Source organism: Variovorax sp. dw_308 (assembly GCF_019207085.1).
In the GTDB taxonomy this organism is placed as follows: Bacteria; Pseudomonadota; Gammaproteobacteria; order Burkholderiales; family Burkholderiaceae_C; genus Variovorax.
Map to the genome: position 1 here is coordinate 115408 of NZ_JAATOM010000020.1, position 14754 is coordinate 130161.

The window sequence follows — 14754 nt, forward strand, 5'->3', positions numbered from 1 at the left end:
TTCCTTTGAAGGGTAAAGACTGCAGTGTGCGGCTGCACGCCGTTGGCGCTGTATCGTTACGATGCCACTGCATTCTCTTTTGACGCCAAGTTGAGTTCATCCGTCAATTCCATCCTGCGCAATGCCATCGACCGGTCGGATGGCGCGCGCCTGATCGTGTTGCGCATGGAGGCCGGAGAGCGGCGTGAATCCGAACCGCATCGTCACGTGCGTGGACAACTCGGCGCCTTGAACGCTGGACTGATGACGATCGACACGGCCGCCGGCCGTTGGGTCATGCCACCGGGCCGAATCGGGTGGATCCCGCCGGGCTTCCTGCACGCCGCGCAGTTGCATGGCACCGTGGAAGGCTGGAGCGCCTATCTTGCGCCGGGCGACTGCGCTATCTTGCCTGCCGAGCCATGCGTGCTGGCTTGCTCGGCGTTGGTGGCACCCATCATGGAGCGGGCATCGCAGTGGGACGAGGGCGCCTTGCAGCCGCCGCAGCAGCGCCTGCTCGAGGTGCTGCTCGATGAACTGGCGGTGGCAGTCGCCCAACCACTGCAATTGCCGTTTCCCCAGGAGCGTCGGCTGGTCCGCATCGCACGAGCGCTGGCGAGCGAGCCGGGCGACAAGCGAAGCCTGGACGAGTGGGCACGCTGGGCAGGCCTGAGCGGCCGGTCGCTGAGCCGCAATTTCGCGAAGGAAACCGGCATGCCCTTCGTGCAATGGCGCCAGCTCGCGCGCATGGTGCAGGCGCTGGAACAACTGGCGGGCGGCATGCCGGTGAACCAGGTGGCCTGGTCGCTGGGGTATGAGAGCGTCAGCACCTTCATCGCGGCGTTCAAGCGGCTGTTCGGCGCCACACCCTCGCAGTTCGCGGTGCGTTCCTGAACCGGCGCGCGAGTCAATCGGCGCATGTTGGACAATCCGCGCAGGAAATGATTTGAGAGAACCGATGCACCGTATGCCACTTCGACGCAAGACATCTTTTATTCAGATCGCAGCACGCTCAGTAGCCACCTTGGCATTCGGAGCGGTACTCTGCGTCGCGGCGCAGGCCCAACCGGTGCCTTCCGACTTCCCGGGCGCAACCATGCGCTTCCTGAACGCCGAGTTGCCGCAGATGGAAGTGGCCGTCAAGGAACGCGACCGCGACTACTTCGAGCAGGCGATGGGCCGCATCATGGCGTTTTCGGAGGCCTGGGGTTTCAAGACGACCGCCAACCCCGCGCTGGCGCAGTACGCGACGTGCACTGATGCCGTGAACGACTTCGTCATTGTCGGGCTCTGCCGCGTGATGCCCAAGGCCAGCGAGTGCGAACCCGGCCTGGCGCCGAAGTTCGACGCCAATCTCCAGCGCTGCCGCGACCTCGCATCAAAGCCTTGAGGCGACCTGTTCCGGAAACGTGACGCCGGCCTGGCGGGTCTTCCACGCCGGGTACTTCTGCGTGGCGGCGGTCCACAGCGTGGACCCCGTGAGTGCGCGCAACCAGGCCTGCAAGGCGGGCCAGGGTTGCGCGTCGAACCACGCCACGTCGGTCTGCGCAAACTGCCGCACGAAGGGTGCGATGGCGTAGTCCACCAGCGCGGGTCGCTGCCCGAACAGATGGCTCGCATCGCGCAGCTTCGCGTCGAGTTCTTCCAGGAAGCGCGCGCCATTCGAGCGATGAAGGGCCGCGTCGGCGCGTTCATACCGGTTCGGATACTTGTAGCGATCCAGTTGCTGCTTGAAGTCGCCGTCGCATCGGGCAATGAGCGCCAGCATGTCGTCTGCAGTGCCGTGTTCGGGTTGCAGCCAGCGTGCGGGATCGTGCCGGTTCAAAGTCCACAGCATGATGTCCAGGCTTTGTTCGATCACCGTGCCGTCGGTGTCGACCAGCACCGGCACCGTGCCCTTGGGGGATGCCGCCAGCAGTTCGGCCGGCTTGTCGCGCAGCACGACTTCGCGGAGCTCGCATGGCTGGCCGCTGGTCGCCAGCGCAAAGCGGGCACGCATCGCATAGGGGCATCGGCGGAACGAATAGAGGATGGGCAAGGCGTTCGCGCTGGGCATTCGCCGATGCTACAAAATCGGCGCCACGCCACACCGGCCCAACCCCTCCAACCCTGAACACCATGTCACTCGCCCCCATCGAAATCGAAACCGGCCCGAAGCCCACGGCGTCCGTCATCCTCATGCACGGCCTCGGCGCCGACGGCAATGACTTCGTGCCGATCTGCAACGAACTGGAGCTCGGCGGCATCGGCTCGATCCGCTTCGTGTTTCCCAACGCGCCGGTGATGCCGGTCACCATCAACAACGGCTACCCGATGCCGGCCTGGTACGACATCTACGGACCGATCGGCGACAAGGGCGAGGACGAGGCAGGCCTGCGCCGCTCGATGGCCAGCATCGAGGCCCTGATCGCGAAGGAAAAGACGCGCGGCATCCCGGCCAGCCGCATCGTGATCGCGGGCTTCTCGCAGGGTTGCGCGATGGCGCTCCTCACGGGCTTGCGGCATGCAGAGAGGCTGGCGGGCATCGTCGCGCTCTCAGGCTACCTGCCGCTGGCTGCCACGACGGCCGCCGAGGCCACCGTCATGAACCGCGACGTGCCGATCTTCATGGCCCACGGGCAGCGCGATGGCGTGGTGCAGATCGCGCGCGCCACCGCCTCGCGCGATGCGCTCACGGCGTTGGGCTATGGGATCGAGTGGCATGAATACCCGATGGAGCATTCGGTGTGCCTGGAGGAGATTGCGGACCTCGGCGCGTGGCTCCGGAAGGTGCTGGCTTGAATGGCATCGGCGCGCTTGCCCGTCGTCCGGCAACCACGCCCATGCTGATGGTCAGCCCCCCCGCCTCTGGCACGAAGTCCTCGAGCGAGCGCAGGCCCACGCACGGCACTTAGACCGTCGCCGGCCGTCGCGGCGAGCGCCATCGCGAGAAGTGGCCCACGGTCAGGTTGACAGGGCCATACTGCCAAAGGCGACGCGGCCCTGGCGACTTCCATTCCAAAGAGGCGAGACATGACGGTATCCGCAGGCACCCCCAAGTCCGGACCCATCTCCGCGCACGGAGGGCAGAACCGGGCAGCGCTGCCCGGGCTCGCGCTGGCCGCCATCGGCGTGGTCTTCGGCGACATCGGCACCAGTCCGCTCTACACGATGAAGACGGTGTTCGACCCGGCCAACGGGCTGACGCTGGACCAGGCCAACCTGTTCGGCGTGATCTCCCTGATCTTCTGGTCGCTGATGCTGGTGGTGTCGCTGAAGTACGTGGTGCTGATCATGCGGGCCAACAACCACGGCGAAGGCGGCATCATGGCCCTGCTGGCGCTGGCCTCCTCGTCGGTGGCGGACCGCCCGCGACTGCGGCACGGCCTGCTGCTGCTCGGCGTCTTCGGCGCGGCGCTGTTCTATGGCGACGGCGTCATCACGCCCGCCATCTCGGTGCTGAGCGCGGTCGAGGGGCTGGAGATCGCGGCGCCCCGGCTCGCGCCCTACGTGATACCGATCACGCTCGCCGTGCTGGTCGGCCTGTTCGTGGCGCAGAAGTGGGGCACGGCCGGCATCGGCGCTGTGTTCGGCCCGGTGATGGTGGCGTGGTTCCTGGTGCTGGCACTGACCGGGCTCATGCACACGATGGCGACGCCGGCGATCCTCGCGGCGCTCAATCCGCTCCAGGCCCTGGCCTTCTGTGCGCACCACGGCTGGCTGGCCTTCGTCGCGCTCGGCTCGGTGGTGCTGGCGCTGACCGGCGCCGAGGCGCTCTATGCGGACATGGGGCATTTCGGCGCGCCGCCGATCCGTCTCTCGTGGTTCGTGCTGGTGTTCCCTGCGCTGGCCCTGAACTACCTGGGGCAGGGCGCCTTGCTCATCCGTGACCCGGGGGCGCTCGACAATCCGTTCTTCCACATGTTCCCGCCCTGGGCACTGGTGCCGATGGTCGTGCTCGCGACCGTGGCGACGGTGATCGCCTCGCAAGCCGTGATCTCGGGCGCCTACTCGATGACCAAGCAGGCGGTGCAACTGGGCTTCCTGCCGCGCATGGCCGTGAAGCACACCTCCGACGAACAGATCGGGCAGATCTACGTGCCCGCGATCAACTGGATGCTGCTGGCCTCCGTCATCGCCGCCGTGATCGGCTTCGGCTCGTCCACCAACCTGGGCGCGGCCTACGGTATCGCGGTGACCGGCACCATGCTGATCACCACCTGCCTGACCTTCTACGTGATCCGCTACGCATGGCACTACAACTGGCTGCTGTGCGTGCTGGCCACCGGCTTCTTCTTCGTCATCGACCTGACCTTCTTCGCCGCCAACCTGCTGAAGATCGTGGAGGGCGGCTGGTTCCCGCTGCTCATCGGCCTGTTCATCTTCACCGTGATGGCGACCTGGGGCCGCGGGCGCCAGATGATGCTGGACGAAGCGCGCGCCCGCGCCGGCGCGACGCCGCTCAAGCCCTTCATGGACTCGCTGCTCGCGCAGCAGCCGGTGCGCGTCGCCGGCACTGCCATCTTCATGTCGATCGACCCGAACGTGGTGCCGCATGCCCTGCTGAACAACCTCGAGCACAACGCGGTGCTGCATGGCCGCGTGCTGTTCGTGACGGTGGCCATCCAGGAGATTCCGAGCGTGCCCGACACCGAGCGCGTCACGGTCAGCATGCTCGCGCCCGAGTGCTACCAGGTCACGATCAGCTACGGCTTCAAGGACGAGGTCGACGTGCCGCTCGCCTTGCAGGGCTGCACCGCCCAGGGTGTGTTGCTCGACCCTGCGCGCAGCTCGTACTTCCTCAGCCGCGCGACCGTGGTGCCCACGCTCGGTGCCGGCATGCCGATATGGCGCGAGAAGCTGTTCGCGACCATGGCGCACAACATCGGCAATGCGGCCGACTACCTCAAGCTGCCGGCCAACCGTGTGATCGAGCTAGGCACGCGGGTCGAGATCTGACTGCCCGGCCTGACTACCCGCCGAGCGCCTTCAGCAGCTTCGCGCCATTCGGCGAACCCCAGCCCGTGCAGGCGTCCCATCCGGCAGCGGCGTTGTAGGCGCCGTTGTTGCCGACGGTGATGTCGTTGAACAGGCCCTTGCCGGCCAACTGGCCGTAGATCAACGGATTCAGGAAGCCCACCGGCTTCCCGATCTTCTGGTTCATCAGCGCAATCAGGCCGGCCCACAGCGGCGCCACCGCGCTGGTGCCGCCGATCACCATGTTCTGGCCGTCCACCCGCACTTCGTAGCCGCTGGCTGGGTCCGCATCGCCGGCCACGTCGGGCACGCCGCGCCCGACGAACTTGTTCGGGGCCGCCGGCACATGGGCATTGGCCTGGTAGGCGGGCCGCGCAAAGGTCGTGCTCACGCCGCCACCGGTCGAGCTGTCGGTGCCTTCGTTCCACACCACCTCGGCCGTGATCTTGCCGGCCGTCGCCGTGAGGCGGGTGCCGCCGCAGCCCAGCGCGAACGGGCTGGACGCCGGGAAGTCGACATGCGCGGCGCCATCGCCCACGCCGTCGCCCGAGCCGTTGTCGCCCGCCGCGCAGCAGACCGTCACGCCCATCGCGGCGGCGGCCTGGAAGGCCTGGTCGAACTGCGTCATGGCCTGGGCCGTCCAGTTGGACTCGGCGGAACCCCAGCTGATCGAGATGACCGAGGGCTTGTTCACCTTGTCGTGGACCGCGTGGGTGATGGCGTCGAGGAAGCCCTGGTTGGTGTTGGGCGCGAAGTAGACCGCGATCTTCGCCTTGGGCGCCACGGCCGCGGCCACTTCGATGTCGAGCATCACTTCGCCGTCGGCCCCGTTGGCATTGGTCGGGTGGTTGTGCGCGCCATCGATCAACACGGCCTTGACGGCGGGCACGGGCAGGCCCAGTCCGCCGAAGTAGGCCTTGATGTCGGCCGGCCGGAATCCGCCGCCCAGCTCGATGATTCCGATGCATTCGCCCGAGCCGTCCAGGCCGGTCGGAAAGCTGTAGAGCCTGGCCAGCGCCGGTGGCGTGAAGGAGGCCGAGCCGGCACGCGGCGTGAACGCGCGGGCCAGCGCCTTGTGCTGGAAGTGCGGGTCGGCCTGCGGGCGGTCGTCGAGCCCGAACACGCCCACTACCACGTCCGCCAGGTCCGCCGGCACGGATATGCTGCCGGTGCGGCCGCGGTAAGTGCCACCTTCGTGCTCCATGGCGTGCAGCGCGACGCCGAAGGCTGCCGACATCGACTTGGCATCGCCCGAGAGCACGACGCTGCGGCGCTCGACGTTGGCTTCCACCACACTCAGGCCGTGCGCCTTGGCGAAGGCCTCCACCTTGGCGATGTCCGCCGGATCGGCGCCGTGGCTCGCGCTGTACTCCTCCCGGCTCAGGTAGCTGCGTTGCGAGGGCAGGGCATCGGCCTGGACCGATCCCTGCGCCAGGCTCTGGATCGCGGTCCGGGGGCGGATGCGCACCGTGACGTCGATGCGCTCGTCGTCTGGAACAAGCCCGGTGGACTGGGCGCCGGCAACGGCCTTCTTGTCGCTGCCGGGTACGGGGACGCGTGCGGTGCCAGTGGCCATCTCGATCTCCTTGTGGGTCAGAGGGGCGCGGAGTGTGCGCTTACGGGTCTGACCCTTGACTGACGGATGGCTTGCCTATCTCCTCTGGGGAATGGAGGCGTGGGCGAAGGCCAGGATGAGGTTGTTCGCCGGCATCGGCGTGCGTTGCACCAGGCGCAGCCCCATGGCCGCAGCCTCTTGCGCCACGTCCTCGACGCGCCGTATGCCCCAGGCGGGATTGCGTGCGCGCAGGCTGGCGTCGAAGTCGATGTTGCCCGGCGCCGTCTCCACGTCGTCCTGCAGGTACGGCCCGTAAGTGACCAGCAGGCCGTCCGGCGCCAGCACGCGTGCCGCGCCGCGCAGCAACGCCGCGCAGGTGGCCCAGGGCGAGATGTGCAGCATGTTCGCGCAGAACACCGCATCGAAAGGGCCGCGCACCGGCCAGTCGCGGGCCATCACGTCGAGCACGACTGGCGGCAGTACGTTGGCCGCATCCGTGCGCCAGGCGTCGATCGAGCCGACAGACTGCGCGTCGCCATCGCTCGGCTGCCACTTCCAGCCCGGCATCGCCGCCGCGAAGAAAGCCGCATGCTGGCCGGTGCCGCTCGCGATTTCGAGCACGCGGGCCCGGGCGGGCAACAGCCGCCGCAGCACGTCGAGAATGGGCGGGCCATTGCGTTCGGCGGCGGGGCTGCAGGTGCGTGGGCTGGGCATGCCGGGCACTGTACCTGCGATGCCTCGTTTCAATGCGAAAATAGCCGCCCGCGTCCATCTGGCGCATCCCCCATCTGCTGGTAAAACAGGATGACGTGCATCGGTTTCCCGAGCCAGCATCCGGCCATCGAGCGCACGCCAGCGGGCGTTGCCGGCCCGTGCTACCTTCCAGCCCCACAAAAGAACCGAGTTGGACCAGAACCTATGAGCAAATTGACGGAGCGGTTGAATGCGCTCTCGCCCGCGCGGCTGAAGGGAATCCGGCGCGGCATCGAGAAAGAGAGTCTGCGGGCCCAGCCCGACGGCAAGCTCGCGCTCACGCCGCATCCGTTGGCGCTGGGCTCGGCGCTCACGCATCCGCACATCACGACCGACTTCAGCGAATCGCAGCTCGAACTGATCACCGGCGTACATGCCAGCCCCGAGGCGGCGCTTGAAGAACTCGTCAACGTGCACCAGTTCACCTATCGCGTGCTGGCCGAGGCCGGCGACGAGCGCCTGTGGGTGTCGAGCATGCCCTGCGGCCTGCCGACCGACGAGACCATTCCGATCGGTCTCTACGGCTCGTCCAATGTCGGCCGCGCCAAGAGCGTCTACCGCATGGGCCTGAGCCACCGGTATGGGCGGCGCATGCAGACCATCTCGGGCATCCACTACAACTGGTCGCTGCCGGAGGTGTCGAGCGAACAGTACTTCGCGCTGATCCGCAATTTCCGCCGGCATGCCTTTCTGCTGCTGTACCTGTTCGGCGCATCGCCGGCCCTGTGCGCCACCTTCGTGGCCGGCCGTCCGCACGAACTGCAGCCGCTGGGCGATGGCGGCACGATGTACATGCCCCATGGCACCTCGCTGCGCATGGGACGGCTCGGCTACCAGAGCGAGGCGCAGGCTTCGCTGGCCGTGAGCTACAACAGCCTGGACGGCTACGGCGCCTCGCTGCAGGAAGCGCTGACCAAGCCCTGGCCAGCCTACGAGACCATCGGCATCCAGAACCTCGGCGGCGACTACAACCAGCTGGCCACCAGCCTGCTGCAGATCGAGAACGAGTTCTACGGCACCATCCGGCCCAAGCGCGTGATCTATTCGGGCGAGCGCCCGCTGCATGCGTTGCGCGAGCGCGGCGTCGAGTACGTCGAGGTGCGGCTGATGGACCTCGACCCCTTCGAGCCGGTCGGCATCTCGGCGCAGACCATGCGCTTCATCGACGTGTTCCTGCTGCACTGCCTGCTCAGCGACAGCCCCGACGACACGCCGCAGGAAATCGCCGAGCTGGCGCACAACCAGCACCTGACCGCCGCGCGCGGCCGCGAGCCCGGACTGAAATTGCGGCAAGCGGGGGCCGATGTGTCGCTTGCCGATTGGGGCGCGAAGCTGGTCGAGGAGTTCGCGCCGATCGCCGCTGCGCTGGATGCGGCGCATGGCGGCCACGACTATGCCGATGCCCTGGCCGCTGCTTCCGCCGCGCTCCAGAACCCGGACAGCCTGCCGTCGGCGCGGGTGCTGGCGGCGATGGCCAGTGCCCATGACAACTCCTTCATCGGCTTCGTGCGTGCCCAGTCGGAGCGGACGCGCCAGGCCATCCTGGCGCAGCCGCTCGAGCCGCACCAGCTCGCGCATTTCGAGCAGATGACGCAGGACTCGCTCGATGCACAGGCGTCGATCGAGGCGGCGGACACGATGCCGTTCGAGATTTATCGCGAGCAGTATGTTTCCCCGGCGCGCTTGGGGATACGGAGTCGGGCGGCTGTAGCCGCTTGAGATTCTGGGCCCCGTCGCGGGGCCCAGCCGTTCACTCCGTCTCCCCTTGGGGAGAGGGCTGGGGCGAGGGTCCGCGCCGCAACAGTCGCCTGCCGCTTTCCACCCGGGCTTGCCCTCACCCCGACCCTCTCCCCGAAGGGAGAGGGAGTGATCAGAGGCAGGCACCTGCCTGCCTTTCTGGAGATTTTCTGGTAGGCGAGCGCCTACCCACATTGACCCGCATCGCTCACCGCCGTCTCCGTCCCGGACGCGCAGTGTGAGCACATGGCTTGCAAGACATATCTCGTGGAAGACAGTTCGCTCATCAGGGAAAACCTCGTGGGTTTCCTCGAGGACGTGGTCGAGGCCCAGGTGGTGGCCTGTGCTGCTTCGGAAAACGAAGCCGTCGCCTGGTTGCACACGCATCGGGATGACTGGGAGCTGGCCATCGTCGATCTTTTCCTGCTGCAGGGCAACGGCTTCGGCGTCATCAAGGCCTGCCGGGACCGCAGCGAGAACCAGCAGGTGATCGTGCTCACCAACTACGCGACGGCCGAGATGCGCGAGCGTTCGCAGGCGCTCGGCGTCGATGCCTTCTTCGACAAGTCCTCCGAACTCGAATTGCTGGTCGACTGGTTCGAGTCGCGCCGCGTCCAGCAGCACTGACGACCCGGTGTGCGCGGCTCGCTACAGTCGAGCCCATGCCCGCAGACCTGTCCCCGTTGCCGCTCCCCGAGGGCGTGCGCTCCCGCTTTGCCGACAACGGCAACGGCCTGCAGATGCACTGGCTCGAAGCCGGCTTCGAGCAGCCCGGCCAACCCCTGGTCGTGCTGCTGCACGGCTTTCCGGAACTGGCCTTCAGCTGGCGCCACCAGATGCTGCCGCTGGCGGCGCTGGGCTTTCATGTGATCGCGCCGGACCAGCGCGGCTATGGCCGCACCACCGGATGGGATGCGCGCTACGACGAAGGCGATCTCGCCTCCTTTCGCATGCTCAACCTCGTGCGTGACGTGCTCGGCCTCGTGTTCACGCTCGGCCATCGACAGGTGGCGGCGGTGGTCGGCCATGATTTCGGTTCGCCGGTGGCGGCATGGTGCGCGTTGCTGCGGCCCGATGTGTTCCGCTCCGTGGTCTTGATGAGCGCGCCCTTCGCGGGTCCGCCCGCGCTGCCCTTCGATACAGTCGGACATCCCACACCCGCCCGTGCGTCGATGGCTGACGTGCTCGCCGCCCTGGCCGCGCTGCCGCGTCCGCGCAAGCACTACCAGTGGTACTACTCGACGCCCGAGGCCAATGCCGATATGCACGGCGCGATACAAGGCGTGCACGATTTGCTGCGTGCCTACTACCACCACAAGAGCGCCGAGTGGCCCGGCAACCAGCCGCATCCCTTGCCCGGCCTCGACGCCGACGCGCTGGCCACGCTGCCCACCTACTACGTGATGGACATGGCCCTGGACATGGCCGCCACGGTGGCCGCCGAGATGCCTTCGCCCGAGGCGATCTCCGCCTGCCGGTGGCTGCCCGACGAGGCCTTGCGGGTCTACAGCGCCGAGTACGCGCGCAACGGCTTCCAGGGCGGCTTGCAGTGGTATCGCTGCGGTACGTCTGCGCGCTTCGCGGCCGAGTTGCAGACCTTCGCGGGCAAGACCATCGACGTGCCCGCCTGTTTCATCGCCGGACGCCAGGATTGGGGCGTGCACCAGGTGCCGGGCGCCTTCGAGGCCATGCAGCGAAGGGCCTGCACCGACCTGCGCGCGGTCCACCTCGTGAATGGCGCCGGCCACTGGGTGCAGCAGGAGCAGCCGGAGGCGGTCAACCAGCGCCTGGGCGAATTCCTGGCTCAACTGAGGCGCTGATCAAGTCCCCCGCGAGGACGCGCGCCTCCTGTGTCGAGCCCGCACCGCCGCTTCACTCCGGCGCGATATCGACGTCCTTGCGTATCGAATCGCGGTCGCGGCGGCCTTCGATGCGGGCCAGCGTGTGCTCGACCAGGCGCTTGAGCTTGGCCAGCGCACCGCGGAAGGCCTCGTCCTGCGACGGTGCGTCGTGTGTCGCCGCCACCGGCTGGTGATGCGCGAGCCGTGCTTCCATCGTGCAGCGCTTGTCGCCGCCGCCGCTCTTGCCAGGTGTCTCGCCGCTCATGTGCACCTCGACGCGCGTGACCTCTTCCAGGAATCGCGCCAGCATTCCCTTGATTTCCGTGTCTGCCCAGCGCTCCAGCGCATCCTTGTTCTCGATGCCATTGCTGGCGTTCACTTGAATTTGCATGGTGCCTCCTCGACCAATTCAACACTTTCGGGCGGTTTGCCTGCCTCATCATGAACCGATGTGACGGCTTCCGGCTCCCACGTGCCTTAAATTCGATGCTTTTTGCAAGGGCACTGCCCGCACATTCACAGGAGCAATATGTCAATCGAATTCAAGGGCCGCGTGGCCATCGTCACCGGCGCAGGTGGCGGACTGGGCCGGCAGCATGCTTTGGCCCTTGCGGCGCGCGGCGCCAAGGTGGTGGTGAACGATCTGGGCGGCGCCCGCGACGGCTCGGGCGGCTCGGTCAGCGCGGCGCAGGCCGTGGTCGACGAGATCAGGGCCGCCGGCGGCGAAGCGATTGCCAACGGCGCATCGGTCACCGACTTCGAGGCCGTGCAGGCCATGGTGCAGCAGGCCGTGGACGCCTGGGGCCGCGTCGACATCCTCATCAACAACGCCGGCATCCTGCGCGACAAGAGCTTTGCCAAGATGGAACTGGCCGACTTCAAGCTCGTGATGGACGTCCACCTGATGGGCGCGGTGAACTGCACCAAGGCCGTCTGGGCGCTGATGAACGAACAGAAGTACGGCCGCATCGTGATGACCACTTCGTCGTCGGGCCTGTACGGCAACTTCGGCCAGAGCAACTACGGCGCGGCCAAGATGGCGCTGGTCGGCCTGATGCAGACGCTGAGCATCGAAGGCGCGAAGAACAACATCCGCGTCAACTGCCTGGCGCCCACGGCCGCCACGCGCATGACCGAGGACCTGATGCCCGCCGAAGTGCTTGAGGCCCTGAAGCCCGAAGGCGTGGTCCCCGCCATGCTGGTGCTGGCCTCGCAGGATGCGCCGACGCGCGCCATCCTCTGCGCCGGCGCCGGCTCGTTCGAAGCGGCGCACATCACGCTGACCCAGGGTGCGTACATCGGCATCGCACCCGACGCACCCGAGGAACTCCTAGCCCGCCTTGCCGAGGTGACCGACCGCGCCGGCGAGCAGGTGCCGATGAGCGGCGCCGCGCAAGGCACCGTGGAGATCGGGAAGGCGATGGCTGCGGCGAAGGCCCTGGCTTGAGGCCGACGGGTCTCCGCAGACCTGCGGGAGCCGGGCAACGCCGGCTCCTTGCTACGTAGACGTCCCGAACCCTGACACGCTCGTCGCGTTGGACCGCATCGGCTTGGCCGCCGAGCCCCACGTCGCCGATTGCTGGCGGGGTTCCGCCTCCAGCGCGATGCTGTGCTTGTCCATGAGGCGATAAAGCGTCATGCGCGAGACGCCCAGCTCGCGCGCCGCATGCGTGATGTTGCGGCCCACGCGGTTCAGCGTGAGGCAGATCACGTCGCGTTCGGCGGTGATCCGCGCGGTGTTCAGCGCCATGCCGATGGTGCTGTCGGCCATCGACAGGCCCAGGTCGGCCGGCGCGATCAGGCGGCGGTCGGTCATCACCACGGCGCGCTGCACGCGGTTGAACAGCTCGCGCACGTTGCCCGGCCAGGCGTGGGCCTGCATGGCCTCCATCGACTGCCGGCTGAAGCCGCGCGCATGGGTGCGGGTCTTGGCGGCGCAGCGCTGGAAGAAGTGCTCGGCCAGGATCGGCACGTCCTCCATGCGCCGGCGCAAGGGCATCACGTCGATCGACAGCACGTTGAGCCGATAGAACAAGTCCTCGCGGAACTGGCCCACGGCCACCGCTTCGGCCAGGTTCACATGCGATGCAGCCACCACGCGCACGTCGACGTGCAGGTTGCGCACGGCGCCCACGCGGTTGATGGTCTTCTCCTGCAGGAAGCGCAGCAGGTTGGTCTGCAGCTCGATCGGCAGGTCGCCGATCTCGTCGAGGAAGATCGTGCCGCCGCTGGCCGCCTCGATCAGCCCGCGCCGTTCCGCCGATGCGCCGGTGAAGGCCCCACGCTCATGCCCGAACAGTTCCGACTGGATCAGCGTCGGCGCGATGGCGCCGCAATTGACCACCACGAACGGCCCCGACGCGCGTTGCGAGCATTGGTGGATGGCGCGCGCCGCCAGTTCCTTGCCGCTGCCGCTTTCGCCGCCGATGAGCACCGGCGCGTCGGTCTGCGCCACCTTGCGGATTTCCGAGCGCAGGCGCGCCATGTCGGCCCCCTGGCCCACCATGCCGAGCGCATCGACCGATCGCGCGTCGGCCCGGTGGCGGCGCTTGAGCATGCCGCGCTGGCGCGCATGGCCGAGCATCATCGAGAGGTCGCCCCAGTCCACCGGCAGCACCTGTTCGTCGAAGAAGCAGTTGAGCACCAGGTCGCGGAACTCGGCGGACTCCAGCGCCTCGGGCTGGCACAGCGCGACCCACTGCGTGGTGTCCGACGCGCCCACCAGCGCCTCCACGGCGGAGGCCGGCACGCCCAGCTTGGCGCCGACGATGAGCAGGCCGACATGGAAGCTCCCGTGCGTCAGGATGCGCACGGCCGAGCCGACGTCGCGCGCCTGCGTGACGCTCCAGCCGTTCGCGGTCAGTTGCGTCGCCGCGGTTTCGGCGTCGCCTTCGAGATTCAGGCAAAGGATGTGTTGCGGTTGCATGAGGGTGGCACGGTGGCCGTTGTAGCCGTCAGAAGGGGTCAGAAGGAGAAAGGCACCCGCATGGTCAGGGTGAGGTCCGGCGTGTCGCGCGTGAGGCCGGCGCCGACCGACAAGTTCATCGTCGAGCGGTCGTTCATCCGGTAGGAATAGCCCAGCAGCAGCGAAGCGAGCTGCGTGCGCACCGAGCCCGCGACCGTCTGGCCGTTCTGCTGGGTGGGGCCGACGGAATACAGCTCCACGCCCAGGCTGAAGGAAGAGCGGTCGTTCAACGCCAGGCCCATGCCCAGGTTCAGGCCCCAGGCGTTGCCCGGCTTGACGTCGCCGAGCTGCTCGGTCTGGCCGTTGAGCACCGTGCGGCTCACGTTGTTGCGGCCGAAGTTGTAGGTGTAGTTGATGCCGCCGAAGAACACCGCGGGGTCGGTCGGGAACAGCCAGGTCAGGCTGGGCTGCAATGAATAGAAGCCCGAGCCGGTCGGCAGTTCCGTCGGCAGCCCGGTGCCCGTGGTGTTGCCCACGCAACGGGTCACGCAATCGGTCACGACGCTGAACGGGTCCTTGCCCGTGCGCGACTTGAAGCGCAGCCCGCCGACCAGGTAGGGCCAGCCGTCCTTGCCGGCGTTCAGCTGGTAGCGCATGGCCGCTTCCACGTCGCCGATGCCATTCCCCTTTGTATTGAAGACGTTGTCCTGCGCCGAGCCGGTGAAGACCTCGCGGCTCACGGTGGCATCGGAGCGTGCGACGTATGGCAGCTTCAGTTCCAGCTCCATGCGGCTGGTTACGCCCCAGCGGCCGGTCAGCGCGCCGATGAAGGTGTTGCTCTTCTGCTCGCGCACGTCGATCAGCCCGATCAGGATCGCCGGGATCACGGTGTAGCCGACCAGCGCCACCCGGTTGCTGGACGAGTAGCCGTACTGCAGCGAGGGTTCGAACACGAAGTGGCCCCGCGGCGTGAGCACGCTGGGCTCGTCGAACAGCTGCGCCACGGGCGCCTGCGGCTCGGGGGTGGC

The 14754-nt window shown here is 67.6% G+C and carries 14 protein-coding genes; 8 read left to right on the forward strand and 6 right to left on the reverse strand.

Annotated features, from left to right (window positions below):
- Positions 1 to 90 precede the first annotated feature (90 nt).
- A complete protein-coding gene (locus tag HCU76_RS28205) occupies positions 91 to 873 on the forward strand; it encodes a helix-turn-helix domain-containing protein (protein ID WP_218511160.1) in 783 nt (260 codons plus the stop codon).
- Between the two features lie 130 nt (positions 874 to 1003).
- Entirely contained in the window at positions 1004 to 1369 is a 366-nt protein-coding gene (locus HCU76_RS28210; protein ID WP_218511161.1) for a hypothetical protein, read from the forward strand.
- Here HCU76_RS28210 and HCU76_RS28215 read toward each other — a convergent pair.
- Positions 1358 to 2035, reverse strand: coding sequence for a glutathione S-transferase (locus HCU76_RS28215; RefSeq protein ID WP_218511162.1), 678 nt, complete (start codon positions 2033 to 2035; stop codon positions 1358 to 1360). The two genes, HCU76_RS28210 and HCU76_RS28215, sit on opposite strands and share 12 nt — an antisense overlap.
- A 62-nt stretch (positions 2036 to 2097) precedes the next feature.
- Here HCU76_RS28215 and HCU76_RS28220 point away from each other — a divergent pair, with 62 nt between their 5' ends.
- Positions 2098 to 2760, forward strand: coding sequence for an alpha/beta hydrolase (locus HCU76_RS28220; protein ID WP_218511163.1), 663 nt, complete (start codon positions 2098 to 2100; stop codon positions 2758 to 2760).
- 231 nt (positions 2761 to 2991) lie between these two features.
- Positions 2992 to 4917, forward strand: a complete 1926-nt coding sequence (locus HCU76_RS28225) for a potassium transporter Kup (protein WP_218511164.1) — start codon at positions 2992 to 2994, stop codon at positions 4915 to 4917.
- A 13-nt stretch (positions 4918 to 4930) separates the two neighbouring features.
- Here HCU76_RS28225 and HCU76_RS28230 read toward each other — a convergent pair whose 3' ends face one another.
- Positions 4931 to 6511: a protease pro-enzyme activation domain-containing protein gene (locus HCU76_RS28230; RefSeq protein WP_218511165.1), complete on the reverse strand. Its 1581-nt coding sequence runs from the start codon at positions 6509 to 6511 to the stop codon at positions 4931 to 4933.
- Positions 6512 to 6586: 75 nt separating this feature from the next.
- Complete coding sequence (locus HCU76_RS28235) at positions 6587 to 7204, reverse strand: DUF938 domain-containing protein (protein WP_218511166.1); 618 nt, start codon at positions 7202 to 7204, stop codon at positions 6587 to 6589.
- 204 nt (positions 7205 to 7408) lie between these two features.
- On the opposite strand from HCU76_RS28235, the gene gshA reads away from it, so the two are divergent.
- The 3 genes from gshA (at position 7409) to HCU76_RS28250 (ending at position 10800) form a co-directional block, all read left to right on the forward strand.
- Positions 7409 to 8962, forward strand: coding sequence for a glutamate--cysteine ligase (gene gshA / locus HCU76_RS28240; RefSeq protein ID WP_218511167.1), 1554 nt, complete (start codon positions 7409 to 7411; stop codon positions 8960 to 8962).
- A gap of 264 nt (positions 8963 to 9226) precedes the next feature.
- Positions 9227 to 9607 carry a response regulator gene (locus HCU76_RS28245; RefSeq protein WP_213958311.1) on the forward strand — a complete coding sequence of 127 codons (381 nt, stop codon included), beginning with the start codon at positions 9227 to 9229 and terminating at the stop codon, positions 9605 to 9607.
- 35 nt (positions 9608 to 9642) lie between these two features.
- Positions 9643 to 10800: an alpha/beta fold hydrolase gene (locus tag HCU76_RS28250; RefSeq protein WP_218511168.1), complete on the forward strand. Its 1158-nt coding sequence runs from the start codon at positions 9643 to 9645 to the stop codon at positions 10798 to 10800.
- 52 nt (positions 10801 to 10852) lie between these two features.
- On the opposite strand, the gene HCU76_RS28255 is transcribed toward HCU76_RS28250, so the two are convergent.
- The gene (locus HCU76_RS28255) at positions 10853 to 11212 is read right to left on the reverse strand and encodes an HPF/RaiA family ribosome-associated protein (protein WP_218511169.1); all 360 of its coding nucleotides are present in this window, start codon (positions 11210 to 11212) and stop codon (positions 10853 to 10855) included.
- A gap of 138 nt (positions 11213 to 11350) precedes the next feature.
- On the opposite strand from HCU76_RS28255, the gene HCU76_RS28260 reads away from it, so the two are divergent.
- Positions 11351 to 12268, forward strand: a complete 918-nt coding sequence (locus HCU76_RS28260) for an SDR family oxidoreductase (RefSeq protein ID WP_213958308.1) — start codon at positions 11351 to 11353, stop codon at positions 12266 to 12268.
- Positions 12269 to 12319: 51 nt separating this feature from the next.
- On the opposite strand, the gene HCU76_RS28265 is transcribed toward HCU76_RS28260, so the two are convergent.
- Positions 12320 to 13747: a sigma-54 dependent transcriptional regulator gene (locus HCU76_RS28265; RefSeq protein ID WP_213958307.1), complete on the reverse strand. Its 1428-nt coding sequence runs from the start codon at positions 13745 to 13747 to the stop codon at positions 12320 to 12322.
- A 38-nt stretch (positions 13748 to 13785) separates the two neighbouring features.
- Positions 13786 to 14754: DUF3187 family protein (locus HCU76_RS28270; RefSeq protein WP_218511170.1), on the reverse strand; the 969-nt coding region annotated here is incomplete at its 5' end.